19 protein-coding genes are annotated in these 14,722 nt (G+C 69.6%); 10 read left to right on the top strand and 9 right to left on the bottom strand.

The annotated features are described in order from the left end of the window. Positions 1-96 precede the first annotated feature (96 nt). The 5 genes from OG735_RS04960 to OG735_RS04940 form a co-directional block, all read right to left on the bottom strand. Positions 97-792, bottom strand: coding sequence for an HAD family hydrolase (locus tag OG735_RS04960; RefSeq protein WP_327321915.1), 696 nt, complete (start codon positions 790-792; stop codon positions 97-99). A gap of 19 nt (positions 793-811) precedes the next feature. After that, entirely contained in the window at positions 812-1,498 is a 687-nt protein-coding gene (locus tag OG735_RS04955; RefSeq protein WP_327321914.1) for a phosphatase PAP2 family protein, read from the bottom strand. A gap of 33 nt (positions 1,499-1,531) precedes the next feature. Continuing rightward, positions 1,532-2,467 (bottom strand): M56 family metallopeptidase, encoded by a 936-nt coding sequence (locus OG735_RS04950; RefSeq protein ID WP_327321913.1) that lies wholly within the window; start codon positions 2,465-2,467, stop codon positions 1,532-1,534. Positions 2,468-2,573: 106 nt separating this feature from the next. Next, positions 2,574-3,125: a DUF5134 domain-containing protein gene (locus OG735_RS04945; protein WP_327321912.1), complete on the bottom strand. Its 552-nt coding sequence runs from the start codon at positions 3,123-3,125 to the stop codon at positions 2,574-2,576. Between the two features lie 165 nt (positions 3,126-3,290). Next, positions 3,291-3,677: a VOC family protein gene (locus OG735_RS04940; RefSeq protein WP_327321911.1), complete on the bottom strand. Its 387-nt coding sequence runs from the start codon at positions 3,675-3,677 to the stop codon at positions 3,291-3,293. 75 nt (positions 3,678-3,752) lie between these two features. Between OG735_RS04940 and OG735_RS04935 the strand changes: the two genes are divergently transcribed. Next, positions 3,753-4,304: a GNAT family N-acetyltransferase gene (locus OG735_RS04935; protein WP_327321910.1), complete on the top strand. Its 552-nt coding sequence runs from the start codon at positions 3,753-3,755 to the stop codon at positions 4,302-4,304. 30 nt (positions 4,305-4,334) lie between these two features. On the opposite strand, the gene OG735_RS04930 is transcribed toward OG735_RS04935, so the two are convergent. Together OG735_RS04930 and OG735_RS04925 are read right to left on the bottom strand one after the other, a co-directional pair. Further along, on the bottom strand, positions 4,335-5,018 hold the full coding sequence (locus OG735_RS04930; RefSeq protein WP_327321909.1) for a glycerophosphodiester phosphodiesterase: 684 nt from the start codon (positions 5,016-5,018) through the stop codon (positions 4,335-4,337). Positions 5,019-5,090: 72 nt separating this feature from the next. After that, entirely contained in the window at positions 5,091-5,216 is a 126-nt protein-coding gene (locus OG735_RS04925) for a hypothetical protein (RefSeq protein ID WP_327321908.1), read from the bottom strand. Positions 5,217-5,534: 318 nt separating this feature from the next. Between OG735_RS04925 and OG735_RS04920 the strand changes: the two genes are divergently transcribed. From OG735_RS04920 to OG735_RS04900, 5 genes are all read left to right on the top strand, one after another. Further along, the gene (locus tag OG735_RS04920; RefSeq protein WP_327321907.1) at positions 5,535-6,932 is read left to right on the top strand and encodes a DUF6421 family protein; all 1,398 of its coding nucleotides are present in this window, start codon (positions 5,535-5,537) and stop codon (positions 6,930-6,932) included. A gap of 29 nt (positions 6,933-6,961) precedes the next feature. Next, positions 6,962-7,714, top strand: a complete 753-nt coding sequence (locus OG735_RS04915; protein WP_327328207.1) for an SDR family NAD(P)-dependent oxidoreductase — start codon at positions 6,962-6,964, stop codon at positions 7,712-7,714. Continuing rightward, a complete protein-coding gene (locus OG735_RS04910; protein ID WP_327321906.1) occupies positions 7,693-8,781 on the top strand; it encodes a threonine aldolase family protein in 1,089 nt (362 codons plus the stop codon). The genes OG735_RS04915 and OG735_RS04910 overlap by 22 nt, the downstream gene beginning before the upstream one ends. 75 nt (positions 8,782-8,856) lie before the next feature. Then, the gene (locus tag OG735_RS04905; RefSeq protein WP_327321905.1) at positions 8,857-9,438 is read left to right on the top strand and encodes a transglutaminase-like domain-containing protein; all 582 of its coding nucleotides are present in this window, start codon (positions 8,857-8,859) and stop codon (positions 9,436-9,438) included. Positions 9,439-9,451: 13 nt separating this feature from the next. Beyond that, entirely contained in the window at positions 9,452-10,144 is a 693-nt protein-coding gene (locus OG735_RS04900) for a B3/B4 domain-containing protein (RefSeq protein WP_327321904.1), read from the top strand. Between the two features lie 14 nt (positions 10,145-10,158). Here OG735_RS04900 and OG735_RS04895 read toward each other — a convergent pair whose 3' ends face one another. Then, entirely contained in the window at positions 10,159-10,881 is a 723-nt protein-coding gene (locus OG735_RS04895; RefSeq protein ID WP_327321903.1) for a lysophospholipid acyltransferase family protein, read from the bottom strand. A 160-nt stretch (positions 10,882-11,041) separates the two neighbouring features. Further along, positions 11,042-11,458, bottom strand: a complete 417-nt coding sequence (locus OG735_RS04890; protein WP_327321902.1) for a DUF4395 domain-containing protein — start codon at positions 11,456-11,458, stop codon at positions 11,042-11,044. Between the two features lie 76 nt (positions 11,459-11,534). Between OG735_RS04890 and OG735_RS04885 the strand changes: the two genes are divergently transcribed. The 4 genes from OG735_RS04885 to OG735_RS04870 all read left to right on the top strand — a co-directional run bounded on the left by OG735_RS04885 (position 11,535) and on the right by OG735_RS04870 (position 14,705). Next, positions 11,535-11,948 (top strand): TlpA family protein disulfide reductase, encoded by a 414-nt coding sequence (locus OG735_RS04885; RefSeq protein ID WP_327321901.1) that lies wholly within the window; start codon positions 11,535-11,537, stop codon positions 11,946-11,948. A gap of 199 nt (positions 11,949-12,147) precedes the next feature. Further along, positions 12,148-12,654 (top strand): flavin reductase family protein, encoded by a 507-nt coding sequence (locus OG735_RS04880; protein WP_327321900.1) that lies wholly within the window; start codon positions 12,148-12,150, stop codon positions 12,652-12,654. A 199-nt stretch (positions 12,655-12,853) separates the two neighbouring features. Then, complete coding sequence (locus OG735_RS04875; RefSeq protein WP_327321899.1) at positions 12,854-13,639, top strand: electron transfer flavoprotein subunit beta/FixA family protein; 786 nt, start codon at positions 12,854-12,856, stop codon at positions 13,637-13,639. A 103-nt stretch (positions 13,640-13,742) separates the two neighbouring features. Next, positions 13,743-14,705, top strand: coding sequence for an electron transfer flavoprotein subunit alpha/FixB family protein (locus OG735_RS04870; RefSeq protein ID WP_327321898.1), 963 nt, complete (start codon positions 13,743-13,745; stop codon positions 14,703-14,705). The last annotated feature ends 17 nt before the right edge of the window (positions 14,706-14,722 follow it).

Genomic DNA, 14,722 nt, shown 5'->3' with positions numbered 1-14,722 from the left:
TGCTGCCCGAACCGGGCGACGCGGGGGATCGTCCGGTTCGGGTGGTTTTGTCATGCTTTCAGTGTGCCTCCGTCGCTGGGAAGCTCAGTCGAGGGCTCAGTCGATGAGCCCGATCACCGGCCGCAGTCCCGTCGGCCGTTCCGCCACCGGAAGGTGGTCCACGAAGTGGACCGCGCAGCCCAGATCCGCGGCCCCGCCGTCCGCTGCCGGGTGGTCGCCCACCATCAATACATCGCGCGGGTCCTGGCCCAGCGCCTCGCAGGCGGTGCGGAACAGGCGCACATCGGGCTTCTGCACCCCGTGCTCGTACGACAGGACGTAGGCGTCCACCCAGGCGTCCAGGCCATGGGCACGGAAGACCGGCCGCAGGTCCCAGCCGATATTGCTGACCACCGCGACGCCCATGCCCCGCTCCCGCAGCGCGCGCAGCACCTCGGCGGCGTCCGGATACGGGCGCCAGGCCGCGGGCTTCATATGGCGGTCGTAGAGCGCGTCGTACAGGCCGGCGTCCGGCAGCTCCACCTGCCGGGCGAGACCGGTGTACGCGGCCCGGTGCCGCTCCATGCTTTCGTCGCGGGTTGCCCACAACTCGGTGAGATGCGGCGGCAGCCGTTGTGGGAAGGACCCGCCGGGGAGTGCTCCGGCCGCCTCCAACTCATCCGCGTACCGGGCGAGTTCGGCCTCGGGGACCGTGCTGCCCCGCGCCTGGAGGACCGCGCTCAGCCAGTCCCGCGCGGACTCGATACGGAAGAGCGTTCCGGAGAAGTCGAAGAGCACACCTTTGATCGCCATGACCGCGATCCTCTCCGCCTCAGCGCTTCCGGGACAAGACCACACGCTCGTACGCGGCGACCGACAGGGCGACCAGAGAGGCCCCCAACAGCCAGCCGCCCAGCACGTCCGAGGGCCAGTGCACGCCGAGATAGAGCCGGGTCAGGCCCACTCCGGCGACCGATACGACCGCGGCCGCGACGCTCCAGTGCCACAGCGGTCCGTCCACGCCGTGCCGCCTGAGCAGCCACAGCAGCAGACCGCAGGTGACCATGGCCGTCATCGCATGACCGGAGGGGAAGGCCGCGTAGTGGGCCGAGTCGGCCGGATCCGGCCACTGTGGCCGCTCCCGTCCCACGGCGTACTTCAGACCCTGCTGTACGAACGTGCCCACCGCGCTCGTTACCGCGACCCACAGTGCCGACAGCCGCTCTCCCCGCCACCACAGCCACGCGGCGGCCGCGGCGATCAGGGCGCGCATCGCCCACGGGTCCCACACCCAGTCGGTGAGCACCCGGTTCACCCCGGTGAGCCCCGGCTCGGTCACCGCCCAGTGGTGCAGCCCGTCGGCGACGGTGCGGTCGAAGGAGACGAGAGGCGCCCAGGAGACCGCGACCAGAACCACCAGCACCACGGACACGACGGCGAGCACTGCACCCGTACGGGCCGGTACGGCGACCGGGTCGTGTGCCGGGGGAGTCGAGTGCGGCGGGCGACGGGAGTACATGGGGTGATCCTCGCGGCTGACCGGCCCGTCGGGCTAACCCAGCGCGCGCAGGGCCGGCACGAATGCCACCAGCAGCGGAACCAGCGGCACCAGTGCGGCGGCCGCGGTCAGCCGCAGTTTGCGGCCTGCGGTGAGCCGCGGCGCCGGCGTCAGCAGCCGGTTGACGCGGTGCGGCAGCTGGGCGTCCGGCGTGGGGCAGGGCCCGAACACCCCGCGGTCCTCGTTGAGTTCGACCAGGGCCAGCGCGATGGTGAGACGGCCGAAGCGCTTCGACGCGACATCGTCGGCAGCCAGTTCGACCAGCCGGTGCATCTCGTCGCGGAACGCCGCGAACACCGGGATCTGCGGAAAGCCGTTGGCCAGCGCGGCCGAACAGTGCAGCAGCCAGTCGTGCCGCGCCTGCGCGTGGCCCTGCTCGTGCGCCAGTACGGCGTCGAGCTGACGGCCCTTCAGCCGGCGCAACGCTGCTGTGGTGATGACCAGTTGGGGCGCGGTGCCGGGCAGCCACCAGGCGTCGGGCCGTTCGCCCTCCAGGACGACCAGGGGTTCACCGCCCGGCTCCTCGCCCGGCAGCAGCGGGGAGCGCACAAGAAGTTCCATGCGCCGCCGCTTGCGCCGCACCTGGGTCCGGTGGATCTCCCGGGTGAGCATCGCGCCCGTCCAGAGGCCACCGCAGGCGAGGGCCACGGCGAGCAGGGCGGACCACGGTTCGTTCGCGCCGAGGGCGTACGCCTCGACCACGCCGTGCGGTGCGGCCGCGAAGACTTGACCCCGTACGAACTGCCAGGCTGCGGCCGCGCTCAAAGTCATGGAGAGCGCGAAGCACAGCAGCACGGCCGCCACTACGCACTGCCACACCCACAGCGCCACCACAGGCTCGCGCTCCGGCCAGTCGGCACGCGACACAAGTCGCGGGGCCACGACGGCGGCCAGTGCGCCGAGCAGCAGCAGCACGAGGGAGACCAACATGGGCGACAGCCTATGAGCGAGCGGCTACTCACGGGTATGGCCGCGCAAGCCAAGTGATGTACGACACGGTTTCGGCGCCCGCGGTTCGGCGGGCCGCGCCGCCGGTTCAGAGGGCGAGCAGCATCGCCAGCATGGCGATACCCATGGTGAGCCTGCAGGCGAGCGCCAGCTCGGGGCGGGCACCCCAGGTGATGGTCGCCGTCGCCGCGCCGCCCGCAGGGGACGGCACGGGCATCAGCCGGACGCCCGAGCGCAGTACGTACACGGTGTAGTACACGAGCAGCGCGCCGGTCAGCAACGGCGCACCGGCGGAGGAATGACCGGTGTGCCCGCCGCCCGGCGCCATCGCCACCGCCATGTAGACCATCGCGAGCGAGCCGACGCGATGGTGCAGATGGTGCGTGCCGCGCCGGGCCGGCCACAGGGCGTGCAGCGCGGCCGCGCCGAAGACCGCGGCGTACACCGTCCAGGCCCACTCCGGCACCGTGAGCACGGCGGCGGACACGGCCATCGCGGCCATCCCGAAGCCCATCAGGGCCTCGCCGCCGGCCGCCTTGCGTGCCTCGCCGGAGCAACTGCGCATCCGCGCAAGGCAGTACGCGCCGGTTGCCCCGCACAGCGCGACGAGCAACCAGTCGGACATCGCAGGTCCGTGCACTGCGCACCTCCCCCTTCGACGGTGTCGAGTGGTCGATGCCCGGCCCTGCGTGACCTACGCGAGCGCACGGGGGTACGCGGGGAGCACACCCGGAAAGCGCGCCCGCCCTCCGGCGCCCCAACACGCCTCTACTGCCGGCCGCGGTGCTCACGGGCGGTACCGCGCTCACGGGCGGAACCGCAGCGGATGGTCGGCCGGCACCTCGACCAGCGCGATGCGGTGGCCGTCCGGGTCGGCGATCCACATCTCGATCAGCCCCCACGGCTCGCGCCGCGGCGGCCGCAGCACCTCGACACCGCGCCCCGACAGCTCTTCGTACGCCGCCGTGACGTCCGCGACCTGGAGCCACAGCTGTACGGAGGGCGAAGGCGCCGCCGCCGCACGCCCCGAGACCTCCAGATAGCCGCCGCCCAGGAAGTACACCGTGCCCCGCTCGGGGCCCGTGCCGAACTCCCGGTAGACCGGCAGGGCCAGCGTCTGGCCGTAGAAGCGGCGCGACCGCTGGGGATCGGCCGGGCGAAGCAGGATCCGGCTGCTCAGCACATGCACCATGCCCCGGACCCTAGGCCGAACGGCCGGGTTAGTCTCGTCCGACACCTGCACGCAGCGGAAGGGGACGGCCAGCCCATGGACACCGCACCACCCCGGAACACCGGCGAGCTCACCTACCGTGACGCGATCGAGGCCGATGTGCCGGTACTCGTTCCACTGATCGAGTCCTCCTACCGCGGCGACTCGAGCCGGAGCGGCTGGACCACTGAGGCGGACATCCTGGACGGGCCGCGGACCGACCCGGAAGCCGTGCGCGAGATAGTGATCGCTCCTGACGGCACCCTCCTCGCGGTGGAGCGCGACGGCGAGCTGATCGCCTGCTGCCAGCTCGAACACCGCGGTGAGGCCGCGTACTTCGGCATGTTCGCGGTCCGTCCCGGGCTGCAGGGCGCGGGCCTCGGCCGCCAGATCATCGCCGAGGCGGAGCGCATCGCCCGCGAGCGCTGGACTGTGCGCGAGATGCAGATGACCGTGATCTCGGTCCGGCACGAGCTGATCGCCTGGTACGTGCGCCGGGGCTACCGCCGTACGGGAAGGCTGAGCCCCTTCCCGTACGGCGACGAGCGCGTCGGCATCCCGCAGCGCGACGATCTCGCGTTCGAGCTGCTGGTGAAGGACCTGTCCTAGGGCAGCCCCAGGGGGACCGGCGCGGGAACGCTAGGCCGTGAACCGGCCGGTGCGCCGGATCTCGGGGAAGTCGGTGGTCGCGCCGTCCAGCTCGAGGGCGCGCACCAGCCGCAGATGGTCCTGGGTGTTCACCACCCAGCCGATCACCTGAAGCCCTTCGCCGTGGGCGTGCTCGACGGTCTCCAGGGTCAGCCTGCGGATGTTCAGCGCGAGGGAGGCGGCGCCCACCGCCTTCGCGCGGTCCACGACGTCGGCGCCCCAGCGGCTGGCGATGAGCACGGTCCGTACACCCGGCACCAGGGTGGCGATCTCGGCGATCGCGTCGTCGTGGAAGGACGACACTTCGACGCGTTGGACGAGATCGCGGCGGCGCATCACCTCGGCGAGTGCCCGGGCCGCGGCCACGTCCTTGATCTCCGCCTGGAGCGGTGCCCGTACGGCGTCGAGCACCTCCTCGAAGACCGGTACCCGTTCGCCGTCGCCCGCGTCGAGCTCCCGCAGCTCGGCGAGGGTCTTGTCGGCGATCGGTCCGTTTCCGCCGGTCGTACGGTCCACGTCGGCGTCGTGCATGACGACGAGGGCGCCGTCCTTGCTGAGATGCAGATCCAGTTCGATGGCGTCCATACCGGCCTGCTCGGCACGGATGAAGGAGCGCAGGGTGTTCTCCGGCTCGACGCCCATGACCCCGCGATGACCGATGGTGAGGAAAGTCAAGATTCTCTCGCTTCCGTCGACGGCGGCTCCCGCGCGCGACGCATCCCGGCACCGGCGCGGCAAGTTCGCAGCCTAACGGGCCGCCTGCGCGATGGAACCGGTCTCGCGCGGCGGAGTGGAGGGGGCCGCTCTGGCCTCGGCGATCCCCAGGACGAAGCCGGTGATGAGGGCTGCGACAAGGACGGCTCGGGCGCTCACGCGGTACGGCTTCGGGGGCGAGGCGGGTCGGGCGGACGCGTCCGTCCTACCGGCAGTCGGCTGTGTGCCGCGAGCCGCTTCACCCGCGCGTGGGCGCGTCTCTCCGTGGCTTGACGCGGTACCGCGCGCGACCAGCCGGCCGGGGCGCGGCAGGCTCCGAGGCGATTGATAGAAGCCATCGCATCAATCCTGGGTTGACCGCAAAACTTTCGGTGACCATGGGGTCGGGCAGGATAATTTCCCAAGTCTCCACTTGTACAGGGGAACCTCGCACGGATACGGTGTCTTGACGCGAGGTTCTCCCGTAGAGGAAGTGACATGACGGAAATTCTTGTGCAGGACATTGCCGCAGGGGGCATATCCTCCGCTGCCCGGGTGATCGAGCACGCGGCCTGGCCGACGCTCAAGAGTGCCGTCGAACAGATCCGGCCCTGGCAGTCCAAGGACGGCTCGATCGATTTCGACGCCGAGGGCGCCCCGACCCGTGTTGTCGTCGAGGCCGCACTCGACCGGGTGATCGACGCCGTGGAGGAGCTCTCGCCGCTCCTCCCGCACGACGCCGCGTACCACCGTGCGCTCGTCGCCGATCTGCACAAGTGGGCCGACAGCGCCTTCGACGTCCCCGACTTTCTGGACTCGCTGCTCGCCTTCCAGCCCGCCGCGGGCCGCGTGGACGGACTGCAGCACCTGGCCGTCTTCCCGATGTACACGCAGAACGGCAACCCGGACCGCAATCTCGAAGCGGTCGTGCTGCGCATGGTCTGGCCCGACTGGCTCTCCGAGCTGGAGCGCACCCGCTACGACAACCCCCTCTTCTGCGGCATCACCTTCGAGGACTTCACCGCCGGATACGACACCAACTCCGCGGTGCTCTTCCCGGAGACCATCGCCGTGCGTGAAGCTCCCGAGCGCTTCACCTGGGGCGGCATCTTCTGCGACCGCGAGGCCGCGCGCTTCCGCCGCGTCACCGACGAGGCCGTACGCGTCCTCGGCCTCGAACTCCCCGAGGACATCCAGGAGATGGTCGGCGACCAGGCCCGCTGCGAGCAGGCTTTCGTGCTCTGGGACATGGTCCACGACCGCACCCACAGCCATGGCGACCTGCCCTTCGACCCCTTCATGATCAAGCAGCGCCAGCCGTTCTGGATGTACGGCCTGGAGGAGCTGCGCTGCGACCTCACCGCCTTCAAGGAGGCCGTGAAGCTCGAGGCCGAGGGCAACGCGCACGGCCGCGATGTGCAGTACGCCGTGCTCTTCGACCGGATGTTCCGCTTCCCGGTCAGCGGTGACCGCGTGCGCAACTACGACGGGCTCGGCGGCCAGCTGCTCTTCTCGTACCTCCACAAGCACGATGTGGTGCGCTGGACCGACAACACTCTGAAGATCGACTGGGACCGGGCCCCGCAGGTCACCAATGATCTCTGTGCCGAGATCGAGAAGCTCTACCGCGACGGTATCGACCGGCCCAAGCTGGTCCACTGGTTCGCCGCGTACGACCTGGTCTCGACCTATCTCGCACCGCACCCCGGTTCCCGCTGGGCCAAGGGCCCCGATGCCCTCGATCTGTCACAGCCGCCCCGTAAACTTGTCGACGACGTGCTCCCGGACGAGTTTCCGCTCAGCATGTTCTATGAGGCGCTGTCGAAGAAGCTGAAGGCCGTGATCGCCTCCACCAAGGGGATCACCGCCGCGAGCGCCGAGCGGGTGGCCGCGTGAACGCTCGCATGGAGGAGGCGACGACCATGATGGAAAACGGCAGAGGTTCGCTGGAAGGCGCCGTGGTCGCGGTGGCCGGAGCGGCAGGCCCGGCCGGCCGGGCCTGCCTGCTGCGCCTGGCCGAGGCCGGTGCGACAGTCGTCGCCTCCGACGCTGACCCCGGGCGTCTCGCCGAGGCGGTCGATGCCGCCCGGTACGCGCACGGCGGTGCGACCGTCACCGGGGACACCGTCGACCTCCTCGACCTGAACGCCACGCGGGAGTGGGCGGACAGGACCGAGAAGGAGTTCGGCCGGATCGACGGACTGGTCCATCTCGTCGGCGGCTGGCGCGGCAGCGCCTCCTTCGCCGAGACCAACCTCGCCGACTGGGAGCTTCTCGAGAAGCTGCTGATCCGTACCGTCCAGCACACCTCGCTCGCCTTCCACGACGGCTTGCTGCGCAGCGACCGCGGCCGCTACGTGCTGATCAGCGCGGCCGGCGCCAGCCAGCCGACCGCGGGCAATGCCGCATACGCCGCCTCCAAGGCCGCGGCCGAGGCCTGGACGCTCGCGCTCGCCGACGCCTTCCGCAAGGCAGGGGGCGAGGAGGGGCCGAAGACCGCGGCTGCCATCCTGGTGGTCAAGGCACTCGTGCACGACGCCATGCGTGCCGAGCGCCCGAATGCCAAATTCGCGGGCTTCACGGACGTGACGGAACTGGCCGAAGCCATCGCCGGAGTCTGGGACCGGCCCGCCCGGGAAGCGAATGGACAGCGCCTGTGGCTGACCCCCAAGCCGTGACACCGACGAAGACCGACGCACGGCGCCACCATGATCCGTCCGTAAGAGGCTTTGCGAGCGACAACTACGCGGGCGCTCACCCCGAGGTTCTCGCGGCGCTCTCGCTCGCCAACGGCGGTCACCAGATCGCCTACGGCGAGGACGAGTACACCGAGCACCTCCAGCGGGTCATGCACAGTCACTTCGGCCCGACGGCGGAAGCCTTTCCGGTATTCAACGGCACCGGCGCCAATGTGACGGCTCTTCAGGCGCTCACCGACCGCTGGGGCGCGGTGATCTGCGCCGAGTCCGCGCACATCAACGTCGACGAGGGCGGCGCGCCGGAGCGGATGGGCGGGCTGAAGCTGCTGACCGTACCGACTCCGGACGGCAAGCTGACGCCCGAGCTCATCGACCGCCAGGCGTTCGGATGGGACGACGAGCACCGGGCGATGCCGCAGGTCGTCGCGATCACCCAGAACACCGAGCTGGGCACGGTCTACACGCCCGACGAGATCCGGGCCATCTGCGAGCACTCGCACGAGCGCGGGATGAAGGTCTATCTCGACGGAGCCCGGATAGCCAACGCCGCCGCGTCGCTGAACGTCCCGATGCGGACGTTCACCAACGCCGTCGGCGTCGACGTCATCTCCTTCGGTGGCACCAAGAACGGCATGCTCTTCGGCGAGGCCGTCGTCGTCCTCAATCCGGACGCCGTCAGCCATATGAAGCACCTGCGCAAGCTGTCGATGCAGCTCGCCTCCAAGATGCGCTTCGTTTCGGTGCAGTTGGAGGCGCTACTGACGCGCGATCTGTGGCTGCGCAACGCCAGGCACGCCAACAGCATGGCCCAGCGGCTGGCCCAGGGCGTGGGTGGGGTCGACGGCGTGGAGATCCTCCACCCCGTACAGGCCAACGCGGTCTTCGCGCGTCTGCCGCACGATGTGAGCGCGCGTCTGCAGAAGCGTTTCCGCTTCTACTTCTGGGACGAGGCGGCGGGAGACGTCCGCTGGATGTGCTCCTTCGACACCACCGAAGAGGACGTCGACGCCTTCGTTCAGGCGCTGAAGGAAGAGATGGCGAAGTAGACATCGCTGTATAAATATGTGGCCGACCGGAAACTGATTGACGTCCGGTCGGTCACTTCCTTAGGGTCGGCGGACATGGAGCTGATCCAGCAGAACCCTGAACTGTCTGCGTATCTCGCCGCTGACGAGGTCATCGACCATGAACACCCGCTGGTGCGGCAGACGGCCGCTCGTCTCCGTAGCGATGGTGTCGATGCATACGCATACGCCAAGGCGGCCTTTGAATTCGTCCGCGACACCATCCCGCACTCCAGTGACACGGGGGACGTGCGGGTCCCCTGGCGTGCTTCCGACGTCCTCGCGCAGCGCACCGGCATCTGCAGCGCCAAGTCCCACGCGCTTGTCGCCCTGCTGCGCGCCGGGTCCATCCCTGCCGCCTTCTGTTACCAGCGACTGAATGTCGTCCATGGACTGGCGGCGCTGAAGCTTCCCGGCGGCAGCGGGGAGTGGGCGCGGCTGGATCCGCGCGGCAACAAGTCCGGAATCGACGCGCAGTTCTCGCTCGCGAAGGAGCGCCTCGCTTACGAGGTACGACCGGAGTCCAATGAGATGGACTATCCAGTACTCTATGATGTACCCCATCCGGCCGTGCTCGACGCTCTCCGGGCGGCGCCCGACCTGGAGACCCTCTGGACCCTGTACCCGGCCGAACTGTGAGGCACGACGAACCATGACGCTCACGCTCACCGTCTCCGACGAGGTCCTGGACCTCGCGCCCGGCTTCATCCATCTGGCCGTCGAGGCCCGCGGACTGGTCAACGGGGAGAGCAATGCCGACAGTTCGGCCCTGCTGGACGATGCCGCGCGGAGGCTCGCCGAGCGCCTGGACGGGCGCGCCCCGCACGAGGACCAGCACATGGTGGAATGGCGTGCGGCGTACTCCGCCTTCGGTGCGAAGCCGTCCCGTACTCGTAATTCCGCCGAGGCGCTGGCCAAGCGGGCGCTCGCCGACGGCGGGCTGCCGCGCATCAACCGGCTGGTCGATCTCTACAACGCGATCAGCGTGGCCCATCTGATCCCGGTCGGCGGTGAGGACACCGACCACATCCAGGGAGGGATGCGGCTCGTACGGGCCACGGGCGAGGAGCCGTTCGTCACCGTCGCCGGGGGCCAGGAGACGGTCGAGCATCCGGACGCCGGCGAGGTCGTCTGGTGCGACGACGAAGGCGTCACCTGCCGGCGCTGGAACTGGCGCCAGGGCGTACGCACCCGGCTCACCGAGGAGTCGGTGAACGCACTCTTCCTGCTGGAGGGCATGGCCCCCATGACGAACGGCGAGCTCGAGGCCGCAGCCGCCGAACTCGCCGAGTCGCTGGAGAAGCTGAGCCCCGGAGCGCGGATCACCGTCCGCCCGCCCCGATAACGGCTCGTGTGGTCTCAGCCCGCCTCGCGGACCTCGGCCGGAGTCGGCGCCGTACCCCCGAGGTGGGCGGGCACCCACCAGGTGTCGCCCGCGTCCTTGGGGCGTACGGGATAGGCGCGCTGGGCCGCTTCCAGGAGCTCCTGGCAACGCTCGCGCAGGCGCCGGGTGATCGCGCCCGCGTACTGGTCGGCGGGGGCCTCGACCGGCTCGCCGACGCGGATGGTGACGGGGATGTGGCTGCGCCTGAAGTTGCGCGGCCGGCCCTTGGTCCAGATCCGCTGGGTGCCCCACAGGGCCATCGGGATCAGCGGCACGCCGGCCTCCTGGGCCAGCCGGGCCGCACCCGACTTGAAGCTCTTGAGCGTGAACGACTGCGAGATCGTCGCCTCCGGGAAGACCCCGATGATCTCGCCCGAGCGCAGCGACTCGAGCGCGTGCGCGTACGCCGTCTCACCCTGCTTGCGGTCCACCGGGATGTGCTTCATTCCGCGCATCAGCGGGCCGGAGATCTTGTGCCGGAAGACGGATTCCTTCGCCATGAAGCGCACCAGGCGCTTCTGGGGGAGCGCCGCGAGTCCGGTGAAGATGAAGTCCAGGTAGCTGATGTGGTTGCTGACGAGCACAGCGCCGCCCGAGCGCGGGATGTTCTCCGAACCCTGAGTGTCGATCTTCAGGTCCCACGCCTTGAACAGGGTTCGAGCGGCGCCGACGACCGGCCGATAGACGAGCTCTGCCATCTGGAGAGGGCCCTTCTGTTGTGCCCGGGGAGGGTTCTCCCAGCGGAAGTTACGCAGCCGTAGGTTTTCGGCATTGGGCAGATCGTGCCCCATACGCAGCCTACTGACCAGTCCTGGCGGCTCGGGCGGGCGAGATTCTTGTCACGTGTTTACTTGTCCGTCATGACCGTGCCGTGGTGGCGCGGCGGAAGAGCAGGTACAGCTCGCATCCCAAGCAGTACCCGAATACGGCGTTGAGGAACGCGGCGGCCAGAGCGCATCCGGTGGCGGTGAGGGCGAGCCACGACGGACCCCAGAAATAGCCGACCAGGCCGAGCAGGGCGAAGGCCAGGCCCACGGCCTGCGCGAAGCGCGGCGGAGCCGGCGACTCGAACTCGGCCGGCGGCCCGATGCGCGGCCGTACCGCGGTGCGGAACAGCCATCCGTACGGAGAACGCGGCACGCCGAACACCGCTCCCGCGGCGAAGCAGAGAGCCTGCCAGGCGAGCAGGATGCCGCTGCCCGTGACGAGAACCGCGGCGAGTACGAGCGTGGTGACGGCGGCTCCGAAGCGCGGGCCCCTGACGTCGATGTCCATGCCCGACAGCATCGCGCAGAAGATCCGCCGTGCCGGGCCGGGAATCTTTGCGGTCCTGTGAACGCTGCAGCGGTGGATGACAGGACTCGTGGTGTGTGCGGTGGTGCTCGCCGGGGCGAGCGTCTTTGGGCTCTGGCAGCGGCGGAGCGGTGGGAGGCTGAAGGTGCGCGGGCGGGACGCGGAGAGACGGCTCGGTGCGGCCGAGTTGGGCGTGGAGCTGGGCCGGCGGGCGACGCTCGTTCAGTTCTCGAGCGCGTTCTGCCAGCCCTGCCGAGCCACCCGGCGCACCCTCGCCGAAGTCTCGGACATGATCGACGGCGTGTCGCATGTGGAGATCGACGCGGAGGAGCGGCTCGCTCTGGTCCGTGACCTCAACATCCTCAAGACGCCCACCGTGCTGGTGCTCGACGCGAGCGGCCGCATCGTCACCAGGGCCTCCGGCCAGCCCCGCAAGGCGGATGTGATCGCCGCGCTCGGACAGGCGGTCTGACGCCCCGTGACTCGTGTCGCACATTCTGGAACACGCTTGACTGCACCCGCCATCCATCGTCACGCTGACGCTGTGCCTCAAGAACTCCTTCTCTACGGGCGGCCCCTTGTGGACCTCGTCCGAAACGCGAGTGCGCGCTGTCCGGCTGTCTGAGCAGCCACGGCCGCCCCGTTCGCATCCCCTGCAGAAGGACAACTCCATGACGGCTTCGCCCGATCTCGGCACCGCTCAGCTGGCCTCTCCCGACCTGCTCCGCTCCGTCTTCCGGCAGCACGCCGCGGGCGTCGCGGTGATCACCGCCCAGGGCGACCATCCCGTCGGATTCACCGCCACCTCCCTCAACTCCGTGGCCGCCGAACCTCCGTTGATCTCGTTCGGTGTGGGTACGTCCTCGTCCAGCTGGCCGGTCATCGCCAGGGCCGAGCACATCGGAGTACACATACTCGGCGAGCACCAGCAGGAGCTGGCCGAGACCTTTTCGCGCAGCGGCGCCGACCGTTTCGGGCAGCCCACCCGATGGAGTACCGGTCCGGAGGGCGTCCCGGTCCTCGATGGCGTACTGGCCTGGCTGGTGTGCCGTGTCGTCGGCCGCGTCCAAGCGGGGGACCATCGCATCGTGATCGCCGAGGCTGTCGTCGGCGACCCCGCGGGAGCCGGCCGTCCGTTGCTCTACCACCAGGGACGCTTCAACGCTCTGCGGGACTGAGAGTTCCCGGAGCCTGCCGGTTACGGAGCGTTGGCAAGGTCACAGTACTAAGCGCTTGCATATGTGGAAAGAGCTGGCTGTACTGACAAGTAATATTTCGGTCGGAGCGCGGGCCGCCCCGACCGGGATCCGCCCAGTAAGGCGCCTATGCTGCCAACAGAAGGCAGCTCAGTAGAGACGATGCAGTAGGAGAGCCGGCGTGAGCTTGAGGATCGTTGTCTGTGTGAAGTACGTGCCCGACGCCACCGGCGACCGGCACTTCGCCGATGACCTGACCGTGGACCGCGAAGACGTCGACGGCCTGCTGTCGGAGCTCGACGAGTACGCGGTCGAGCAGGCGCTGCAGATCGCCGACGAGGCGGACGACGCGGAGATCACCGTGCTGACCGTCGGCCCCGAGGATGCCAAGGACGCGCTGCGCAAGGCGCTCTCCATGGGCGCCGACAAGGCCGTCCACGTCGAGGACGACGATCTGCACGGCACCGACGTCATGGGCACCTCGCTGGTGCTCGCCAAGGCCATCGAGAAGACCGGCTACGACCTGGTCATCGCCGGCATGGCTTCGACGGACGGCACCATGGGCGTGCTCCCGGCGATCCTCGCCGAGCGCCTGGGCGTTCCGCAGGTCACGCTGCTCTCCGAGGTCTCGGTCGAGGACGGCGTCGTCAAGGGCCGCCGTGACGGCGACACCGCGAGCGAGCAGCTCGAGGCGTCCCTGCCGGCCGTCGTCTCCGTGACGGACCAGTCGGGCGAGGCCCGCTACCCGTCCTTCAAGGGCATCATGGCGGCCAAGAAGAAGCCGGTGGCGTCCCTGGACCTGGAGGACCTCGAGATCGACGCCGACGAGGTCGGCCTCGAGGGCGCCTGGACCGCGGTCGACTCGGCCGCCGAGCGTCCGGCCCGTACCGCCGGCACGATCGTCAAGGACGAGGGCGAGGGCGGCAAGCAGCTGGCCGAGTTCCTTGCGAGCCAGAAGTTCATTTAGCTGCCGGGGGTCCGGGGGTTGCCCCCCGGGTCAACACAGCATCTGAGGCTCGCTGAGCCCCCAACTGCCCCCAGATACTTCGCATTCGCAGGAGAGCAATCCCATGGCTGAAGTTCTCGTCTATGTCGACCACGTGGACGGCGCCGTCCGCAAGCCCACCCTTGAGCTGCTGACGCTGGCCCGCCGCATCGGCGAGCCCGTCGCCGTCGCCCTCGGCTCCGGCGCCGAGGCCACCGCGCCCGCGCTCGCCGAGCACGGTGCGGTCAAGGTCCTCACCGCCGACGCGCCCGAGTTCGCCGACTACCTCGTCGTACCGAAGGTGGACGCGCTGCAGGCGGCGTACGAGGCCGTCTCCCCGGCCGCCGTGCTCGTCCCGTCCTCCGCCGAGGGCAAGGAGATCGCGGCCCGCCTGGCGGTCCGTATCGGCTCCGGCATCATCACCGACGCCGTCGACCTCGAGGCCGGCGACGAGGGTCCGGTGGCCACGCAGTCCGCGTTCGCCGCCTCCTTCACCACCAAGTCCCGTGTCTCCAAGGGCACTCCGGTCATCACCGTGAAGCCGAACTCGGCCGCCGTGGAGGCCGCTCCGGCCGCGGGCGCCGTCGAGGCCCTGACCGTCACCTTCTCCGAGAAGGCCACCGGCACCAAGGTCGTCGCGCGCACCCCGCGTGAGTCGACCGGCCGTCCCGAGCTGACCGAGGCCGCGATCGTGGTCTCCGGCGGCCGTGGCGTCAACGGCGCCGAGAACTTCCACATCATCGAGGCGCTGGCCGACTCGCTCGGTGCCGCTGTCGGTGCCTCGCGCGCCGCCGTGGACGCCGGCTGGTACCCGCACTCCAACCAGGTCGGCCAGACCGGCAAGTCGGTCTCCCCGCAGCTGTACATCGCCTCCGGTATCTCCGGCGCGATCCAGCACCGGGCCGGCATGCAGACCTCGAAGACCATCGTTGCCATCAACAAGGACGCAGAGGCCCCGATCTTCGACCTGGTCGACTACGGCGTCGTCGGCGACCTCTTCGAGGTCGTCCCGCAGCTGACCGCGGAGGTTCAGACCCGCAAGGGCTGATCCGCGGAAGTCTTGTA

It is taken from the genome of Streptomyces sp. NBC_01210, assembly GCF_036010325.1.
Classification (GTDB): domain Bacteria; phylum Actinomycetota; class Actinomycetes; order Streptomycetales; family Streptomycetaceae; genus Streptomyces.
The sequence above is the reverse complement of the archived record's forward strand: the minus strand, read 5'-3'. Positions and strand labels throughout refer to the sequence as shown.